Raw genomic sequence first — 12829 nt, forward strand, 5'->3', positions numbered from 1 at the left:
CATATCATCACATTCTATTGTATATTTCATTACCCTGTAACTTCGTTTAATGCAGTAAGTAAGGCTTTAATATATCCAATGGAATAAGCAAATCCCAGGTTAGATGATTTCCAGCCAATATTCGAATTTGCCCATTTTTTATCTTGGTCTGCAATGTCACCTGCAAGGATAGGTACATGATCAGGGTTTAGACAACCGTTAAAACCTACTTTCTTTAATTCCAGCAATATCTTAAACATATTCAAGTCCCCATCATCTAGTAAAGCTTCTTCAAATGCTCCAGCTGTCGGTAAACTTCCGCGTACATTTCTAAAATGCACTAAGAAAATTCTGTTTTTTCTACCAAAATGATTTATTTCATCAATGACTAATGAGGATCCACCTTCTTCCGCACGCGTACCGATGCAGTAAACAAAACCTACGTTTTCATTCGGAAAGTCATCAATTATCCTGTGTAAACCAAGTCCTCCGAAGGGAGAATCTGGATGTGGTGTATCAGATGGATGCATAGCTATATTCACACCATTTTCTTGAGCAGTCGGCACTAATTCTTTATAGGCCCTTTGAAAAGAACGCCACCACTTTTCCAGTTCTTCTAAAGTCGGACTTTCTGCTTTATCCTTCAATAAACCAACGCTCTCTCCTCTAGAGATGGCTCCGCCTCTTTGAATCGCTTGATAAGTCTGTGAACGACCATAAAATACATCGCCTTCAAATCGTTGTCTGACGATTTTTATATTTGCTTCTCCAAAGACTTTAATGGCATTTACGGAGTTTTCCAATTGCACCTCACTGCCATCTTGATTATCCATAAATGAATCGGTTATATTTGGCAAGGTAACTCTATTAATATCCATCCCCCATGAGCGGATTCTTCTTTGAAGTTTTAATAAACTATCCAAATCTGGAAACCCTTGTTCCTTCACACCTGCAAAAGAGTTCCCGTTCCCAAAATCAATCCTGTCCACACCTAGCTGGGACATTTGTTGTAAATCCAAATCTGTTAATTCAGTGGTGTTAACGGTTACGGACACTTTCATCATTTACAGCCTCCTTCTATATTATTAATTAGCCGCGTCATAAACTGCCTGGTCATTCTCAGTAATTTCTTTTAACTTCTCAGCTGTTTCTTCTGAATCTAGATAACTTGGGGTTAACCAACTGTTCTTAATCTCCTCTTGAAAGGATTCATCTTCAACTACATTTTCTAACGCTTCTGAAAATCTTTCTACGACCTCATCCGGTGTTTCCGGGTTAAAAGCCCAATAAAAAACTTTATCTACTGACATATCTACACCTTGCTCGGTAAACGTTTCAACATCTGGGGCTCCTTCCAGACGCTCCTCAGCAATTACACCGAGGGAAACAAAATCGCCAGATTCAAGAAAATCCTGCACTAATCCAAGAGAAGTTGGTACAATGTCAACTCTTCCTCCTAATAAAGCGGTAATTTTATCAGAAGCACCACCGGCATCAACTATATTAAATTCAACTCCTGTTTTTTGTTCAAACTCTAACACTTGCAAATGTGTCATCGCTCCAACTTCTGTAGCCACCTTAACTTCGCCAGGATTTTCTTTGGCATAATCAATCAAGGATTCGATATCATCAAATGCAGCATCTTTAGAAGCAAGAAATGTATTCGATTGATCAACAATTCCTACACCTGCATATTTAAAATCTTTAGATGTATAGTCAGCTAATCCATAAATATTATTAACTAACATTGCATTATGGTAAGCCAATACAGCATGTCCATCTGGTTCCTTAGATAATACTTCCTTGATACCTGTTGAACCCCCAGCCCCTTCCACGTTCGTAATGACGATTGATTCACCAAGTTCCTGTTCCAGATATTTAGCAGTAATACGTGTATTCAAGTCTGTATCCCCACCCGCTCCAACTGGAACAACTACCTCAATTGGTTTAGAAGGGTATGCATCTTCCGCATTTGAACTTTCCCCATCTGAACATGCACTTAAAATAAAAACTAGACAAACAACAGCTAAACTTTTCGTAAAAATATCCACAATTTTCTTCAATATAATTCCTCCCTTTTTTGATTTATTTAGTTAATTTACTTTTTGAAGCTTTTGTTTCTTTCTATTACTGTATATTTTCATGGCAATAGAAACGACTGTTAAAAGTAAGAATCCTGCAGCTATTGGTTCTGTTAAAAAAGGCATAAAGTTTCCTTCAGATAACATTAAACCTCTGCGTAGGTTTGTTTCTAGAATTGGTCCCAGGATAAACCCTAGAACAAGCGGTGTTAATGGCATTTTAGCTTTGATCATCAGGTAACCGATAATCCCAAAGAAAAATAATGCACCTACATCAAATAAACGATTATTCACACCAAATGCACCAACAACACACAACGCTAGAATAATAGGTAAAAGAATAGCCTGAGGAATGCTAAGCAATCTTACAAATCCTCTCATTCCTAAGAATAAAAACACTGCCATTAAAATGTTTGCAATGATTAAAGCAGCAAATATGCCATATACTATTTCGCCACTATTTTGAATCAGCATTGGTCCAGGCTGCAACCCATGCAAGACAAGGCCCCCGAGTAACATAGCTGTAACTGTATCTCCCGGTATTCCTAAAGAAATAAGCGGAACTAACGCTCCTCCAATAGCAGCATTATTTGATGATTCAGACGCTACAATACCACTGGGATTCCCTTTACCAAATTCTTCAGGTTTTTTTGAAAGATTTTTTGTTGTTGCATATGCGATAATATTTGCGGTTCCACCTCCAATACCAGGTAATACCCCAATGCTCAAACCTAACAATGTCGACCGAAGAAAGTTCCATTTTTGTTCAAAATATTCCTTCATTTTTACTCGGTAACTAATTTTTTTCAGACGTGTAGATTTATTATTTTTGACTTTCTTTTCAGCAGTAATCAATATTTCCGACACTGCAAATAGCCCAATTAACACTGGTAATAAGTCAAACCCAGCATCTAAGGAACTGAAACCAAACGTAAATCTTGGAAACGCATCAATTGGTGCTGAACCAACCAATGCAAATGCAATACCAAGTGCTCCTGATAGAACACCTTTGACGATCGAATCTCCAGAAAGACTTGAGATTAACGTCAGGGAAAAAATCACAATAGCAAAAAACTCAAAAGGTCCGAATTCTAAAGCAACTTTGCCTAATGGCGGAGAAATAATAATTAATGCGACGATACTTATTAATCCTCCAAAGAAAGAAGAGACAATCGCAAAGGAGAATGCTTTTCCCGGCTCTCCTTTTTGAGCCAGCGGATATCCATCAAATGTCGTTGCAATGGAGGATGGGGTTCCTGGCAGCTTCAATAAAATTGCTGGAATTAAACCTCCTGAAACCCCTCCAATATACAATCCCATCAAAAGAGACATTCCTGCGACTGGATCCATCCCATATGTAATCGGCAAACAAATCGCAATTGCCATCGTAGCTGTTAAACCTGGTATAGAACCAAATATAAGTCCTAAGATTACACCAACAACAATTAACAGGATTATTTGAAAAGTGAAAACCAAATTAAAACCTTCTAATAACATATCAAACATTTTCTAACCCTCCTTACCCAAAAATTCCCGCTGGAAGCATGACATAGAACACATTGCGAAACACGAAATAAATAACGGACGATGTGACAATTGAAATAACCCCATATAAGAGGGCATTTTTGATTGTCCATTTTGAGAAAAATAGCATTTGTATAATGAGATAAGCAGCAGTGGTAATTAAAAAGCCTAAGATAGGAATTAGAAATAAATAAACAAATAACAAAATTATCGTAAGTATCAGATAAATAAAGCTATTTTTATTATCTGTTCCTTCTTTAACTTCTGCAGCAGGTGCTTCTTCATCTGTTTTGTCTATCTCCCCACTTTTAAAACCGCTTACAATTACAGGAATACTCATTACTGCAATTAATATTGCAATTACTTTAGGCATAAAATCTGACCCGACCGCCCCTTCTGTTAGCGCTTCCATATTAAGAGAGCCTATAAACATAACTATTGAAATCGCCAACAAAATAATTCCTGTAATTAAATCACCGTAATTCCTTTCCATTAGACTTCCCCTCCAATCCATCCTATTTTTTATTACTTTTCGTAATTGTATGACAAATATATTTATATGTCAATAAAATTTTTAGGTTTTTTAAATATTACTTCTCTAAGGTTTTTATATGTATTGAGGTATGCCAAATTATCAAAAAAATCCTCACTATAAATTAGATAATTTATTTTATATGAATCCGTTCAGTTTGGTTTCGTGACTTAATTTGTCCTGCTAAAAAAAGAAACTCCAAACTAGATTTGGATTAAAGGTCTCGATAATTAATGTAGTTTTTGTTTTATTTCCACTTTCAAGTGCTACCTCTTGACTCATTTTATAAAGAATTGGTGTTAAAACCAATAAAATACAGTCCATATCTTGTATGGACTGCTTCTGTCAAAACTATTATCTTATTAAAATTCTTGCCCGCTCGTCTCAATAACTTTTTTTATATTAATGAAAATTATCCTCCCTATATCGATTTGGTGTTTTATTCCCAAAGTAATCCATATCGCTTAGAAATCTCTGACGTACCAGAAGATATAATATCAATCGCAAAATATGAAATGTAACCAATAACCTCTATCCCATCTTCCTAGAGATACTAGCAGCAGACTCCAATATAAACTCAACGTACTGTTCAATCCTAGATTTATCCACCCTAATCAAAGGAATCGTTATAGTCATACTCGCAATAACGTCGTTTAAGCGATTTTTTATCGGAGCGCTAATTGCATAAACACCTAGAATTCTTTCATTCTTTGTTATTGCATATCCTTGTTCCCTTATTGTACTTAATTGTTTTCTTAAACAGTCCTTATTTATTACCGTATAATCCGTAAGTTGTTTTAATTTCAAGTGCTCAATAATATTTTCTCTCTGAATTTCTGGTAAATTCGCTAACAATACTTTTGCCGATGCGCCAGCATATAAAGGAGATTCTTTACTTATATAGGAAAGTGTGGTTAATTCATGTTTTGCATGTTCATAAGCAATACATTTACGTTTATTATTATGGATAATATTTAATGTAATCGTTTCTCCCGTTTTTGTATTTAATTCTTGCATGAATTTTTTTGTGATAGACAGTAAGTGTGAATTACTCTCCACCAAATTTCCTAAGAAGTATAATTCCATCCCTAGTTTATACGTCTTGCTTCGTTCATTTTTTTCTAAAAACCCTTCTTCTGTAAGGGTATATAAGATCCTTTGAATACTTGATTTTGAAATCCCCAATCTCTCACTTATCTCTGTTAAAGATAACTCTTTTTCGTTGAATGAAAATACTTTTAAAACTTGAACCGCACGATTAATCGTCTGCATTGATTCTTTTTTCTGCAAAAAAATCTCCTCCAATCCAACAGTATGTATATCAGATTATATGTGTCTAATAGTGCAATATTTCCATAATTAATTATCATGTACCGTTAAATGAAAACCCTTACCGTTTAACGGTAATATTCTAAACAAGATTAGAATATAAATGTCCTAAATGAAAATTTGTTTTAAAACAGTGTACCTTCAGCCCCCTCTATTCCCTATAGAAAACAATATGAAAGCTAACCGATATCATTACCTAGGAAGGAAGTGAAGAAATGTTAGCCTTACTTGGTTTTTTAACCATTTTTGTATTTCTGTATCTCATTTTAACTAAGAAAACGTCTGTGATTGTTGCTTTAATTATTGTTCCGCTTCTTTTTGGATTATTTACAGGGCACACAATTGATTTGGGTCCAATGATGCTCGATGGAATTATAGAAGTAGCACCTACTGCAATCATGCTTGCCTTCGCGATATTGTATTTTGGAATCATGAACCAAGCAGGTCTATTCGATCCAATTATTAAACGAGTTCTAATTTTAGTAAAAGGAGATCCTTTAAAAATAGTTATAGGAACTGCAGTTATTGGTATGTTTGCCCATTTAGACGGCTCCGGGGCTTCTACTTTTCTCATTACGATACCTGCACTGCTCCCACTATATAATAGGTTAAAAATGAGTAAATTAGTATTAGCCTGTGTTGTTGCATTAAGTGCAGGAACAATGAACTTACTTCCTTGGGGCGGACCTACAGCAAGAGCTTCCGCTTCCCTCAATATTGATACAACTGACATATTTAATCCTGTTATCCCGGCAATGTTAGTTGGACTTTTATGGGTGTTTTTTGTTGCATATCTATTAGGTAAACGAGAACGTAAAAGGCTTGGTATTGAAGATTCCTCGTTCGAATATACGATGGAAATTTCTAAAGAGGAACAAGAATTAAAACGGCCAAAACTCTTTTGGTTTAATTTACTTTTAACCATCGTTCTAATTGTTTTTCTTATTCAAGTATGGTTTCCACTGCCAGTAGTATTTATGGTTGGATTTGTTATAGCTTTAATAGTTAATTATCCTAATGCAAAAGTTCAACAGGAAAGAATAGATTCATTGGCTGTTGGTGTTGTAACCATTGTGACAATTATTTTTGCTGCAGGTATATTTACAGGTGTTTTATCGGGGACTGGAATGGTCGAAGCAATGGCGAATAGTCTTGTATCCATTATTCCAGAGGGGCTTGGAACGCAAATGGCAATTATATTAGCTATTGCAAGTATGCCTCTAAGTCTTGTATTTACTCCAGATGCTTTTTATTTTGGTGTCTTACCTATTCTAAGCGAAGCAGCAGCTACTTACGGAATAAGTGGGGCTGAAATGGCACGTGCGGCAATCCTAGGTCAGATTACAACAGGGTTTCCAATTAGTCCATTAACACCTTCTACATTTCTGCTTATTGGTTTAGCTGGGGTTGATTTGGCTGATCATCAAAAATTCACATTTAAATGGGCGTTCGGTACAACGATCGTAATGACTATTGTTTGTGTATTGATAGGCGTTATTCCTTTCTAAATCATTCAAAATTCACATTAAAGGGAGTTGTTATGTAATGGAAGATTTAATTTTTGAAAAGGATAATCATATTGGAGTTATTCGATTAAATAGACCTGAATCGTTAAATGCTTTTAGTGTGGATATGATCCAGCTATGGATTGACGCATTAGAAGAAATTAAAAATAATGACGATATTTATGTTGGTATTCTAACAGGAAATGGAAAAGCATTTTGCGCAGGCGGAGATATTAAAGCAATGATAAACGGTGATGGCTTTATGGCTAAGACTAAACAAGAACAAGAGAATTACACTAGTTTACCGTTAGAGGTAAAGAATAGTTTATGGAAAAATATACAAAAAATACCCTTGTTAATGGAAGAAATTGATAAACCAATGATAGCTGCGATTAACGGAGCAGCTATCGGAGCTGGATTAGACATGGCATTAATGTGCGATATTCGATTCTGTTCTGATGAAGCAAAATTAGGTGAAGGGTATATAAAAGCTGGAATTGTGCCTGGAGACGGTGGAGGATATTATCTTCCTAGAATTATCGGCATCGATAATTCACTAGAAATGCTTTGGACTGGAAAAAAGCTCACAGCTGCTGAAGCAAAAGAGATTGGATTGGTTACCCACGTGATTCCAAATAATTCTTTGCTACAGACTGTTAAAGAGTATGCAAATAATCTATGTAATGAACCTCAAGAGGTTATTCAAATGATGAAACGTATCGTTTATCAAGGCTTGTCAATGAATTTAAAGCAATCGTTGGATATGGCTTCATCATTAATGGCAATATCAGTACATCATCCAAATCACAAAAATGCGTTAGAAAAACTAATGAAAAAATAATTAGTCCCGAATATAAAAACAATCAACTAATTCGAAGAGGAGGAATGTGAATAATGGTGGAAAATGAAGAATATAAAGGTCCACTATCTCATATCCGAATATTAGACTTAAGTCAAACATTAGCCGGCCCTTTAGCAACTACTATTTTAAGTGATTTAGGTGCTGAAGTTATAAAAATAGAACGTCCTGGATTCGGAGACCAGACGCGCCATTTTGCTCCATATCAAAATGGGGAAAGTCACTATTTTCTAAGTGTTAATCGAAATAAAAAAAGTATAGAAGTTAATTTAAAAAGCGATATTGGGATGCAAACATTGAAAGATTTAATAAAAGAATGTGATATTCTAGTTGAAAATTTTCGTCCTGGGGTTTTAGATAAACTAGGATTCAGCAAGGAAGCAATACAGTTAATTAATCCTGGTATGATAGTCTGCTCCATTTCTGCTTTCGGAAGTACTGGCCCACTTGGAGAAAGAGCGGGTTATGATATTATTGTTCAGGCATTAAGCGGTGTAATGAGTGTTACAGGTGATGGTGTCCCGCAGCGATCTGGACTTCCTATTGGCGATATTATTGGCGGACTATTTGGAGCAATCTCTGTATTGGGCGCTATAATAGAAAAAGGAAAATCGAAAAAAGGACTTCATATTGATTTAAGTTTGCTTGATAATCTTGTTTCGTTGTTAGGCTATTATGCCGGAAAGTATTACATGACTGGAGAATCGTCTTCTCCTGTAGGGTCACATCACCCTTTCATTGTCCCATACGGAACTTATAAAGCATCAGATGGTTATTTAGTTTTAGCTATCTACACGGAAGGTTTTTGGAAAAAATTTATAAAGGCAATGAATAAAAAAGAATGGTTAACGGATGAAAGATTTAAAACAAATGATTTACGCGTAAAAAACAGGGAAATCTTAATCGATATTATTCAAGCAGAATTAGACAGAAAAAAAATAAATGAATGGATAGAAGTATTCGAAGCTTACGATATACCTCACGCTCCAGTGTTGAATATTGAAGATGCATTAAATCATCCGCAGATAAAAGAGAAAGATCTCATTAAAAAGATTGATCATCCTTCCTACGGGAAATTTTCTCATGTTGGAACTCCTATTCATTATAGTAATGCTCCATTAAATAATAATGCTGCTCCACCAACATTAGGAGAAAACACAGAAGAAATACTAAGAGATGTCTTAGGCTATTCCAATGATAAAATGAATGAAGTGTTAAATACAATGAATAAATCTATATAATGAAACAGGTTAATTCAATACCCAACACACCATTTAACCTTTCTTAAATCTAGTTATCCGCGAGTGGGGTATATTTCTATATATTTGGTTATTTATTGGCCACATAAAATATCATCTAAGAAAACAGAATAAACACACAAAAACACCTGAATCATCAACCTTTCGATTCAGGTGTTTATATCATTTTTACAACTCCGCTTAGAAAACAAATGCCGTCTATAGACAAGGAACTTAGACCACGCAATTCATATAGTTTAAATAGGATTTCCCAATAAGAATAATTATTTTAATTCATATTATGAAAAAACAATAATCAACCGTAAATATACCGAAAAAGCGAATCCTTCGTAAACTTCCCTTCAATTCCAGGTTTCGTTAAAAAGTATTCCACAATTTCTTCTTTCGCAAGACCAATCTCCTTTAACCCGCGGGAAATCATGGATAAATAGGATTGAGGGGGAGTGGTAAATTCGTGCGTTCCCATTACATCCGGATTGGTAAATGTAAACATTGGCGCCCCTTCCTCTTTTCCCAGATAAATAACCCTGCCGTACCAGCCTGCTTTCAAGTCAACATAGCCTTTATCCATAATATCCTGCACTTTGATATTTAAGGCATCCACATTATTTTCCTGCTCCACGACTTCTCCAAATTGCTCATCGGTGATCAGGTACTTTCTTGCATATGTTTTGGTATCTTTATTGGATTTATGTCCAATGAAGGCAACTCCGCCCTTGCCCCATTTGCTTTTTTCCTTTGTAAAATAGAGAGGATAAGGGAGCTCGGCTTTTTTTACTTTCTTTGGCGGGGTCGTATTTTCACATCCCTTTTCCTCTTTTTCAGATCCTTCAGGAATACCTCCTTCAATATAGCAGGAAAAGCGATTTTCGCTAATGTTGGAGCCGTAGCTTACATACCATACGTCCATTATGAGCCTCCTTGTTTTATGTTACTTTGAAAAATAAAGGTAAAACGTTTTTTGTAGTTACAATGTCATTTTCTCTAATTTTTGTTCTGATAAAAAATGAGAAATCGCTATCGAAGTAGCACCGAGCGCACTTGAATAACGACCCAGAGCAGAAAATTTAATCTCCGTATTCTCATTATGATAATAAGATAGCCTATCCTGTAGAACATGATTAACAGGGTTGGTTAACCATCGGCTAAATTGTGAGATTCTATTTCCTATGATAACCATTTCTGGATTAAACGTATTAATAACAGTTGTTAATCCAATTCCGATATACTCCCCTAATGTGTTTAAAATCTGCAGAACTTCTTTATTCCCTGTTTTTGCTTCTGCTACTAGTTTTTCCAGACTTATATCATTCGAACTGCTTAATACTTTTTGCTTTTTTACATGCTCCAAAAGAGCCTGTTCCGATGCATAAAGTTCCCAGCAACCGTGATTTCCGCAACGGCATTTAGGGCCGTTTGCATTAAGAGTAACATGTCCCATTTCTCCAGAAATACCAGATGTACCAGTGTAAAGATTGTTTTTTATAATGATGCCTGTACCTATACCAACTCCAATGCTAATATACACTAAATCAGATGCATTCTTCCCTCTCCCATAAAGATGTTCACCATGAACTCCACAATTAGCTTCATTTTGAATTTTAACCGGAATGTGAAGTTCATTTTGTAACTCTGCTTTTAAATCAACATTTTTCCATTTTAGATTTGGGGCAAATAAAATATTCTCATCGAGATCGACATTACCTGGAACACCTACACCAATTCCTACTATGCCATACGTGCTTTCCGGAGCCTTTTTAATTAATTTTTTTATGATATTCACTAAATTGTTCTTCACATCTTCATATTCAATGCTAGTTAAAGTCTGGGTAACTTCTTCTACAATATGACCATTCAAATCCGTTAAAACACCGAGAATGTAATTAACGCCCAAGTCAATTCCAACCGAAAAGCCTGCAAGGTTATTAAAATATAATAGCACAGGCTTCCTTCCCCCACTGGATTGGTTAGACTCTATTTCATATACAAATGACTCTTCAAGCATTTCCGAAACCATTGTAGAAACAGTTGCTTTATTGAGTCCAGTTATTTTAGAAATCTGCGAACGGGATAGTGGTTCGTTTTTTTTAATTGAACGAAAAACAATTGACTTATTCATTTGTTTTACAAAATTTTGGTCACCGGTTTGAATTTTTTGCATCTTTTTTCTCCTTTTTATATAATTCTTTATCTTTATTCTATCATAGAAATCGCTTAACATTCATCCTCACTTTGTTTAACCATTATATTAACAAATCTTAAATCAATCATATTTAAATCAATTCATCTATCATATCAATACCTTTTTTTCTTTAATTTTATTGTTGACAACGCTTCCAACAAATACTAAACTTAGTTTTAAGGTTAAACAAAGTTATATAAACTTATTTTAACTAACTCAATGAAATAGGAGGTATTTATAGAATGAGTTATTTTCCAAACGTAAATCAGATAATTTATGAAGGGCCGAAGTCAACGAATCCTTATGCATTTAAGTTCTATAATCCGGAGGAAACCATTGGCGGCGCAAATATGGAGGATTATCTACGTTTTGCAGTAGCATACTGGCATACATTTACTGAAGATTTATCAGACCCATTCGGCTCTGGAACAGCTGTCCGCCCTTGGGATAAATTCTCAGGAATGGACTTAGCAAAAGCTCGTGTAGAGGCAGCTTTTGAATTCTTTGAGAAGCTAAATGTTCCCTATTTCTGTTTTCATGATGTGGATATCGCACCAGAAAGAGAAACTTTAAGAGAAACAAATAAAAACTTAGATACAATCGTCTCCATGATCAAAGATTATATGAAAGACAGCAAAACGAAACTGCTTTGGAATACTGCTAATAATTTTACTCAACCAAGATTTATTCATGGGGCGGCTTCTTCTAACAATGCAGATGTATTCGCCTACGCTGCAGCCAAAGTAAAAAAAGGGTTAGAAATCGGAAAAGAACTTGGTGGAGAAAACTACGTATTTTGGGGAGGCCGAGAAGGTTATGAAACGCTCCTTAACACAGATATGAAACTCGAATTAGACAATCTCGGACGCTTCTTCCATATGGCTGTAGATTATGCTAAAGAAATTGATTTTGATGGACAGTTCCTAATTGAGCCAAAACCTAAAGAACCAACAACTCACCAATATGATTTTGATGTTGCTAGCAGTTACGCCTTTTTGCAGCATTATGATTTACAAGATCACTTTAAATTTAATATTGAAGCCAATCACGCCACACTTGCAGGTCATACATTTGAGCATGAACTGCACTACGCACGTGTCAATAATATTTTAGGATCAGTAGACGCCAATCAAGGACACCCACTTTTAGGCTGGGATACAGATGAATTCCCAACTGACTTATACGCTACTACACTTGCTATGTATGAAATAATCAAAAATGGCGGACTGGGCCGCGGCGGATTAAACTTTGATGCAAAAGTAAGAAGAGGTTCATTTGAGCCAGAAGATCTTTTTCACGCACATATAGCTGGAATGGATAGTTTCGCAATCGGGTTAAAAGTGGCTCAGAAATTATTAGATGATCAAATTATTGAAAATGTTGTAAATAACAGATATAGCAGCTATACACACGGTATTGGTTTGAACATCGTGGAAGAAAAAACGAATTTCCATAAATTAGAAGAGCATGCACTTGATTTAAAAGAAATAAATCAACAATCCGGACAATTGGAAAGAATCAAGGCAGTAATCAATCAATATCTGCTGACAATTTATTCAGATCAATAAGAACTGGACAT

General features: G+C 35.4%; 11 protein-coding genes. 4 read left to right on the plus strand and 7 right to left on the minus strand.

Features of this window, described 5'->3' with window-relative positions:
- Positions 1 to 29: 29 nt before the first annotated feature.
- From ACW0TQ_RS19175 to ACW0TQ_RS19195, 5 genes are all read right to left on the minus strand, one after another.
- The gene (locus ACW0TQ_RS19175) at positions 30 to 1043 is read right to left on the minus strand and encodes a mannonate dehydratase (RefSeq protein ID WP_341173283.1); all 1014 of its coding nucleotides are present in this window, start codon (positions 1041 to 1043) and stop codon (positions 30 to 32) included.
- A 21-nt stretch (positions 1044 to 1064) separates the two neighbouring features.
- Positions 1065 to 2042 carry a tripartite tricarboxylate transporter substrate binding protein gene (locus ACW0TQ_RS19180; RefSeq protein WP_455725925.1) on the minus strand — a complete coding sequence of 326 codons (978 nt, stop codon included), beginning with the start codon at positions 2040 to 2042 and terminating at the stop codon, positions 1065 to 1067.
- 30 nt (positions 2043 to 2072) lie between these two features.
- Positions 2073 to 3566, minus strand: coding sequence for a tripartite tricarboxylate transporter permease (locus ACW0TQ_RS19185; protein ID WP_455725926.1), 1494 nt, complete (start codon positions 3564 to 3566; stop codon positions 2073 to 2075).
- 13 nt (positions 3567 to 3579) lie between these two features.
- Complete coding sequence (locus ACW0TQ_RS19190) at positions 3580 to 4077, minus strand: tripartite tricarboxylate transporter TctB family protein (RefSeq protein ID WP_455725927.1); 498 nt, start codon at positions 4075 to 4077, stop codon at positions 3580 to 3582.
- Positions 4078 to 4647: 570 nt separating this feature from the next.
- On the minus strand, positions 4648 to 5406 hold the full coding sequence (locus ACW0TQ_RS19195; RefSeq protein WP_341173284.1) for an IclR family transcriptional regulator: 759 nt from the start codon (positions 5404 to 5406) through the stop codon (positions 4648 to 4650).
- Positions 5407 to 5660: 254 nt separating this feature from the next.
- On the opposite strand from ACW0TQ_RS19195, the gene ACW0TQ_RS19200 reads away from it, so the two are divergent.
- From ACW0TQ_RS19200 to ACW0TQ_RS19210, 3 genes are read left to right on the plus strand one after another with little or no spacing between them, the layout of a single operon-like run.
- Positions 5661 to 6953, plus strand: a complete 1293-nt coding sequence (locus tag ACW0TQ_RS19200) for a CitMHS family transporter (protein ID WP_341173285.1) — start codon at positions 5661 to 5663, stop codon at positions 6951 to 6953.
- Between the two features lie 37 nt (positions 6954 to 6990).
- Positions 6991 to 7791, plus strand: coding sequence for an enoyl-CoA hydratase/isomerase family protein (locus ACW0TQ_RS19205; RefSeq protein ID WP_341173286.1), 801 nt, complete (start codon positions 6991 to 6993; stop codon positions 7789 to 7791).
- A gap of 53 nt (positions 7792 to 7844) precedes the next feature.
- Positions 7845 to 9050, plus strand: coding sequence for a CaiB/BaiF CoA transferase family protein (locus ACW0TQ_RS19210; RefSeq protein WP_341173287.1), 1206 nt, complete (start codon positions 7845 to 7847; stop codon positions 9048 to 9050).
- Between the two features lie 313 nt (positions 9051 to 9363).
- Here ACW0TQ_RS19210 and ACW0TQ_RS19215 read toward each other — a convergent pair whose 3' ends face one another.
- Positions 9364 to 9978, minus strand: coding sequence for a hypothetical protein (locus ACW0TQ_RS19215; protein WP_341173288.1), 615 nt, complete (start codon positions 9976 to 9978; stop codon positions 9364 to 9366).
- A gap of 57 nt (positions 9979 to 10035) precedes the next feature.
- Positions 10036 to 11229 carry an ROK family protein gene (locus ACW0TQ_RS19220; RefSeq protein ID WP_341173289.1) on the minus strand — a complete coding sequence of 398 codons (1194 nt, stop codon included), beginning with the start codon at positions 11227 to 11229 and terminating at the stop codon, positions 10036 to 10038.
- Between the two features lie 263 nt (positions 11230 to 11492).
- Here ACW0TQ_RS19220 and xylA point away from each other — a divergent pair, with 263 nt between their 5' ends.
- Positions 11493 to 12818: a xylose isomerase gene (xylA, locus tag ACW0TQ_RS19225; RefSeq protein WP_341173290.1), complete on the plus strand. Its 1326-nt coding sequence runs from the start codon at positions 11493 to 11495 to the stop codon at positions 12816 to 12818.
- The last annotated feature ends 11 nt before the right edge of the window (positions 12819 to 12829 follow it).

It is taken from the genome of Oceanobacillus sp. M60, assembly GCF_053839645.1.

Coding starts and splice junctions, on each gene's coding strand:
- ACW0TQ_RS19175 (WP_341173283.1), bottom strand. CDS start 1,043: ATGATGAAAGTGTCCGTAACCGTTAACACCACTGAATTAACAGATTTG.
- ACW0TQ_RS19185 (WP_455725926.1), bottom strand. CDS start 3,566: ATGTTTGATATGTTATTAGAAGGTTTTAATTTGGTTTTCACTTTTCAA.
- ACW0TQ_RS19190 (WP_455725927.1), bottom strand. CDS start 4,077: ATGGAAAGGAATTACGGTGATTTAATTACAGGAATTATTTTGTTGGCG.
- ACW0TQ_RS19200 (WP_341173285.1), top strand. CDS start 5,661: ATGTTAGCCTTACTTGGTTTTTTAACCATTTTTGTATTTCTGTATCTC.
- ACW0TQ_RS19205 (WP_341173286.1), top strand. CDS start 6,991: ATGGAAGATTTAATTTTTGAAAAGGATAATCATATTGGAGTTATTCGA.
- ACW0TQ_RS19210 (WP_341173287.1), top strand. CDS start 7,845: ATGGTGGAAAATGAAGAATATAAAGGTCCACTATCTCATATCCGAATA.
- ACW0TQ_RS19215 (WP_341173288.1), bottom strand. CDS start 9,978: ATGGACGTATGGTATGTAAGCTACGGCTCCAACATTAGCGAAAATCGC.
- ACW0TQ_RS19220 (WP_341173289.1), bottom strand. CDS start 11,229: ATGCAAAAAATTCAAACCGGTGACCAAAATTTTGTAAAACAAATGAAT.
- xylA (WP_341173290.1), top strand. CDS start 11,493: ATGAGTTATTTTCCAAACGTAAATCAGATAATTTATGAAGGGCCGAAG.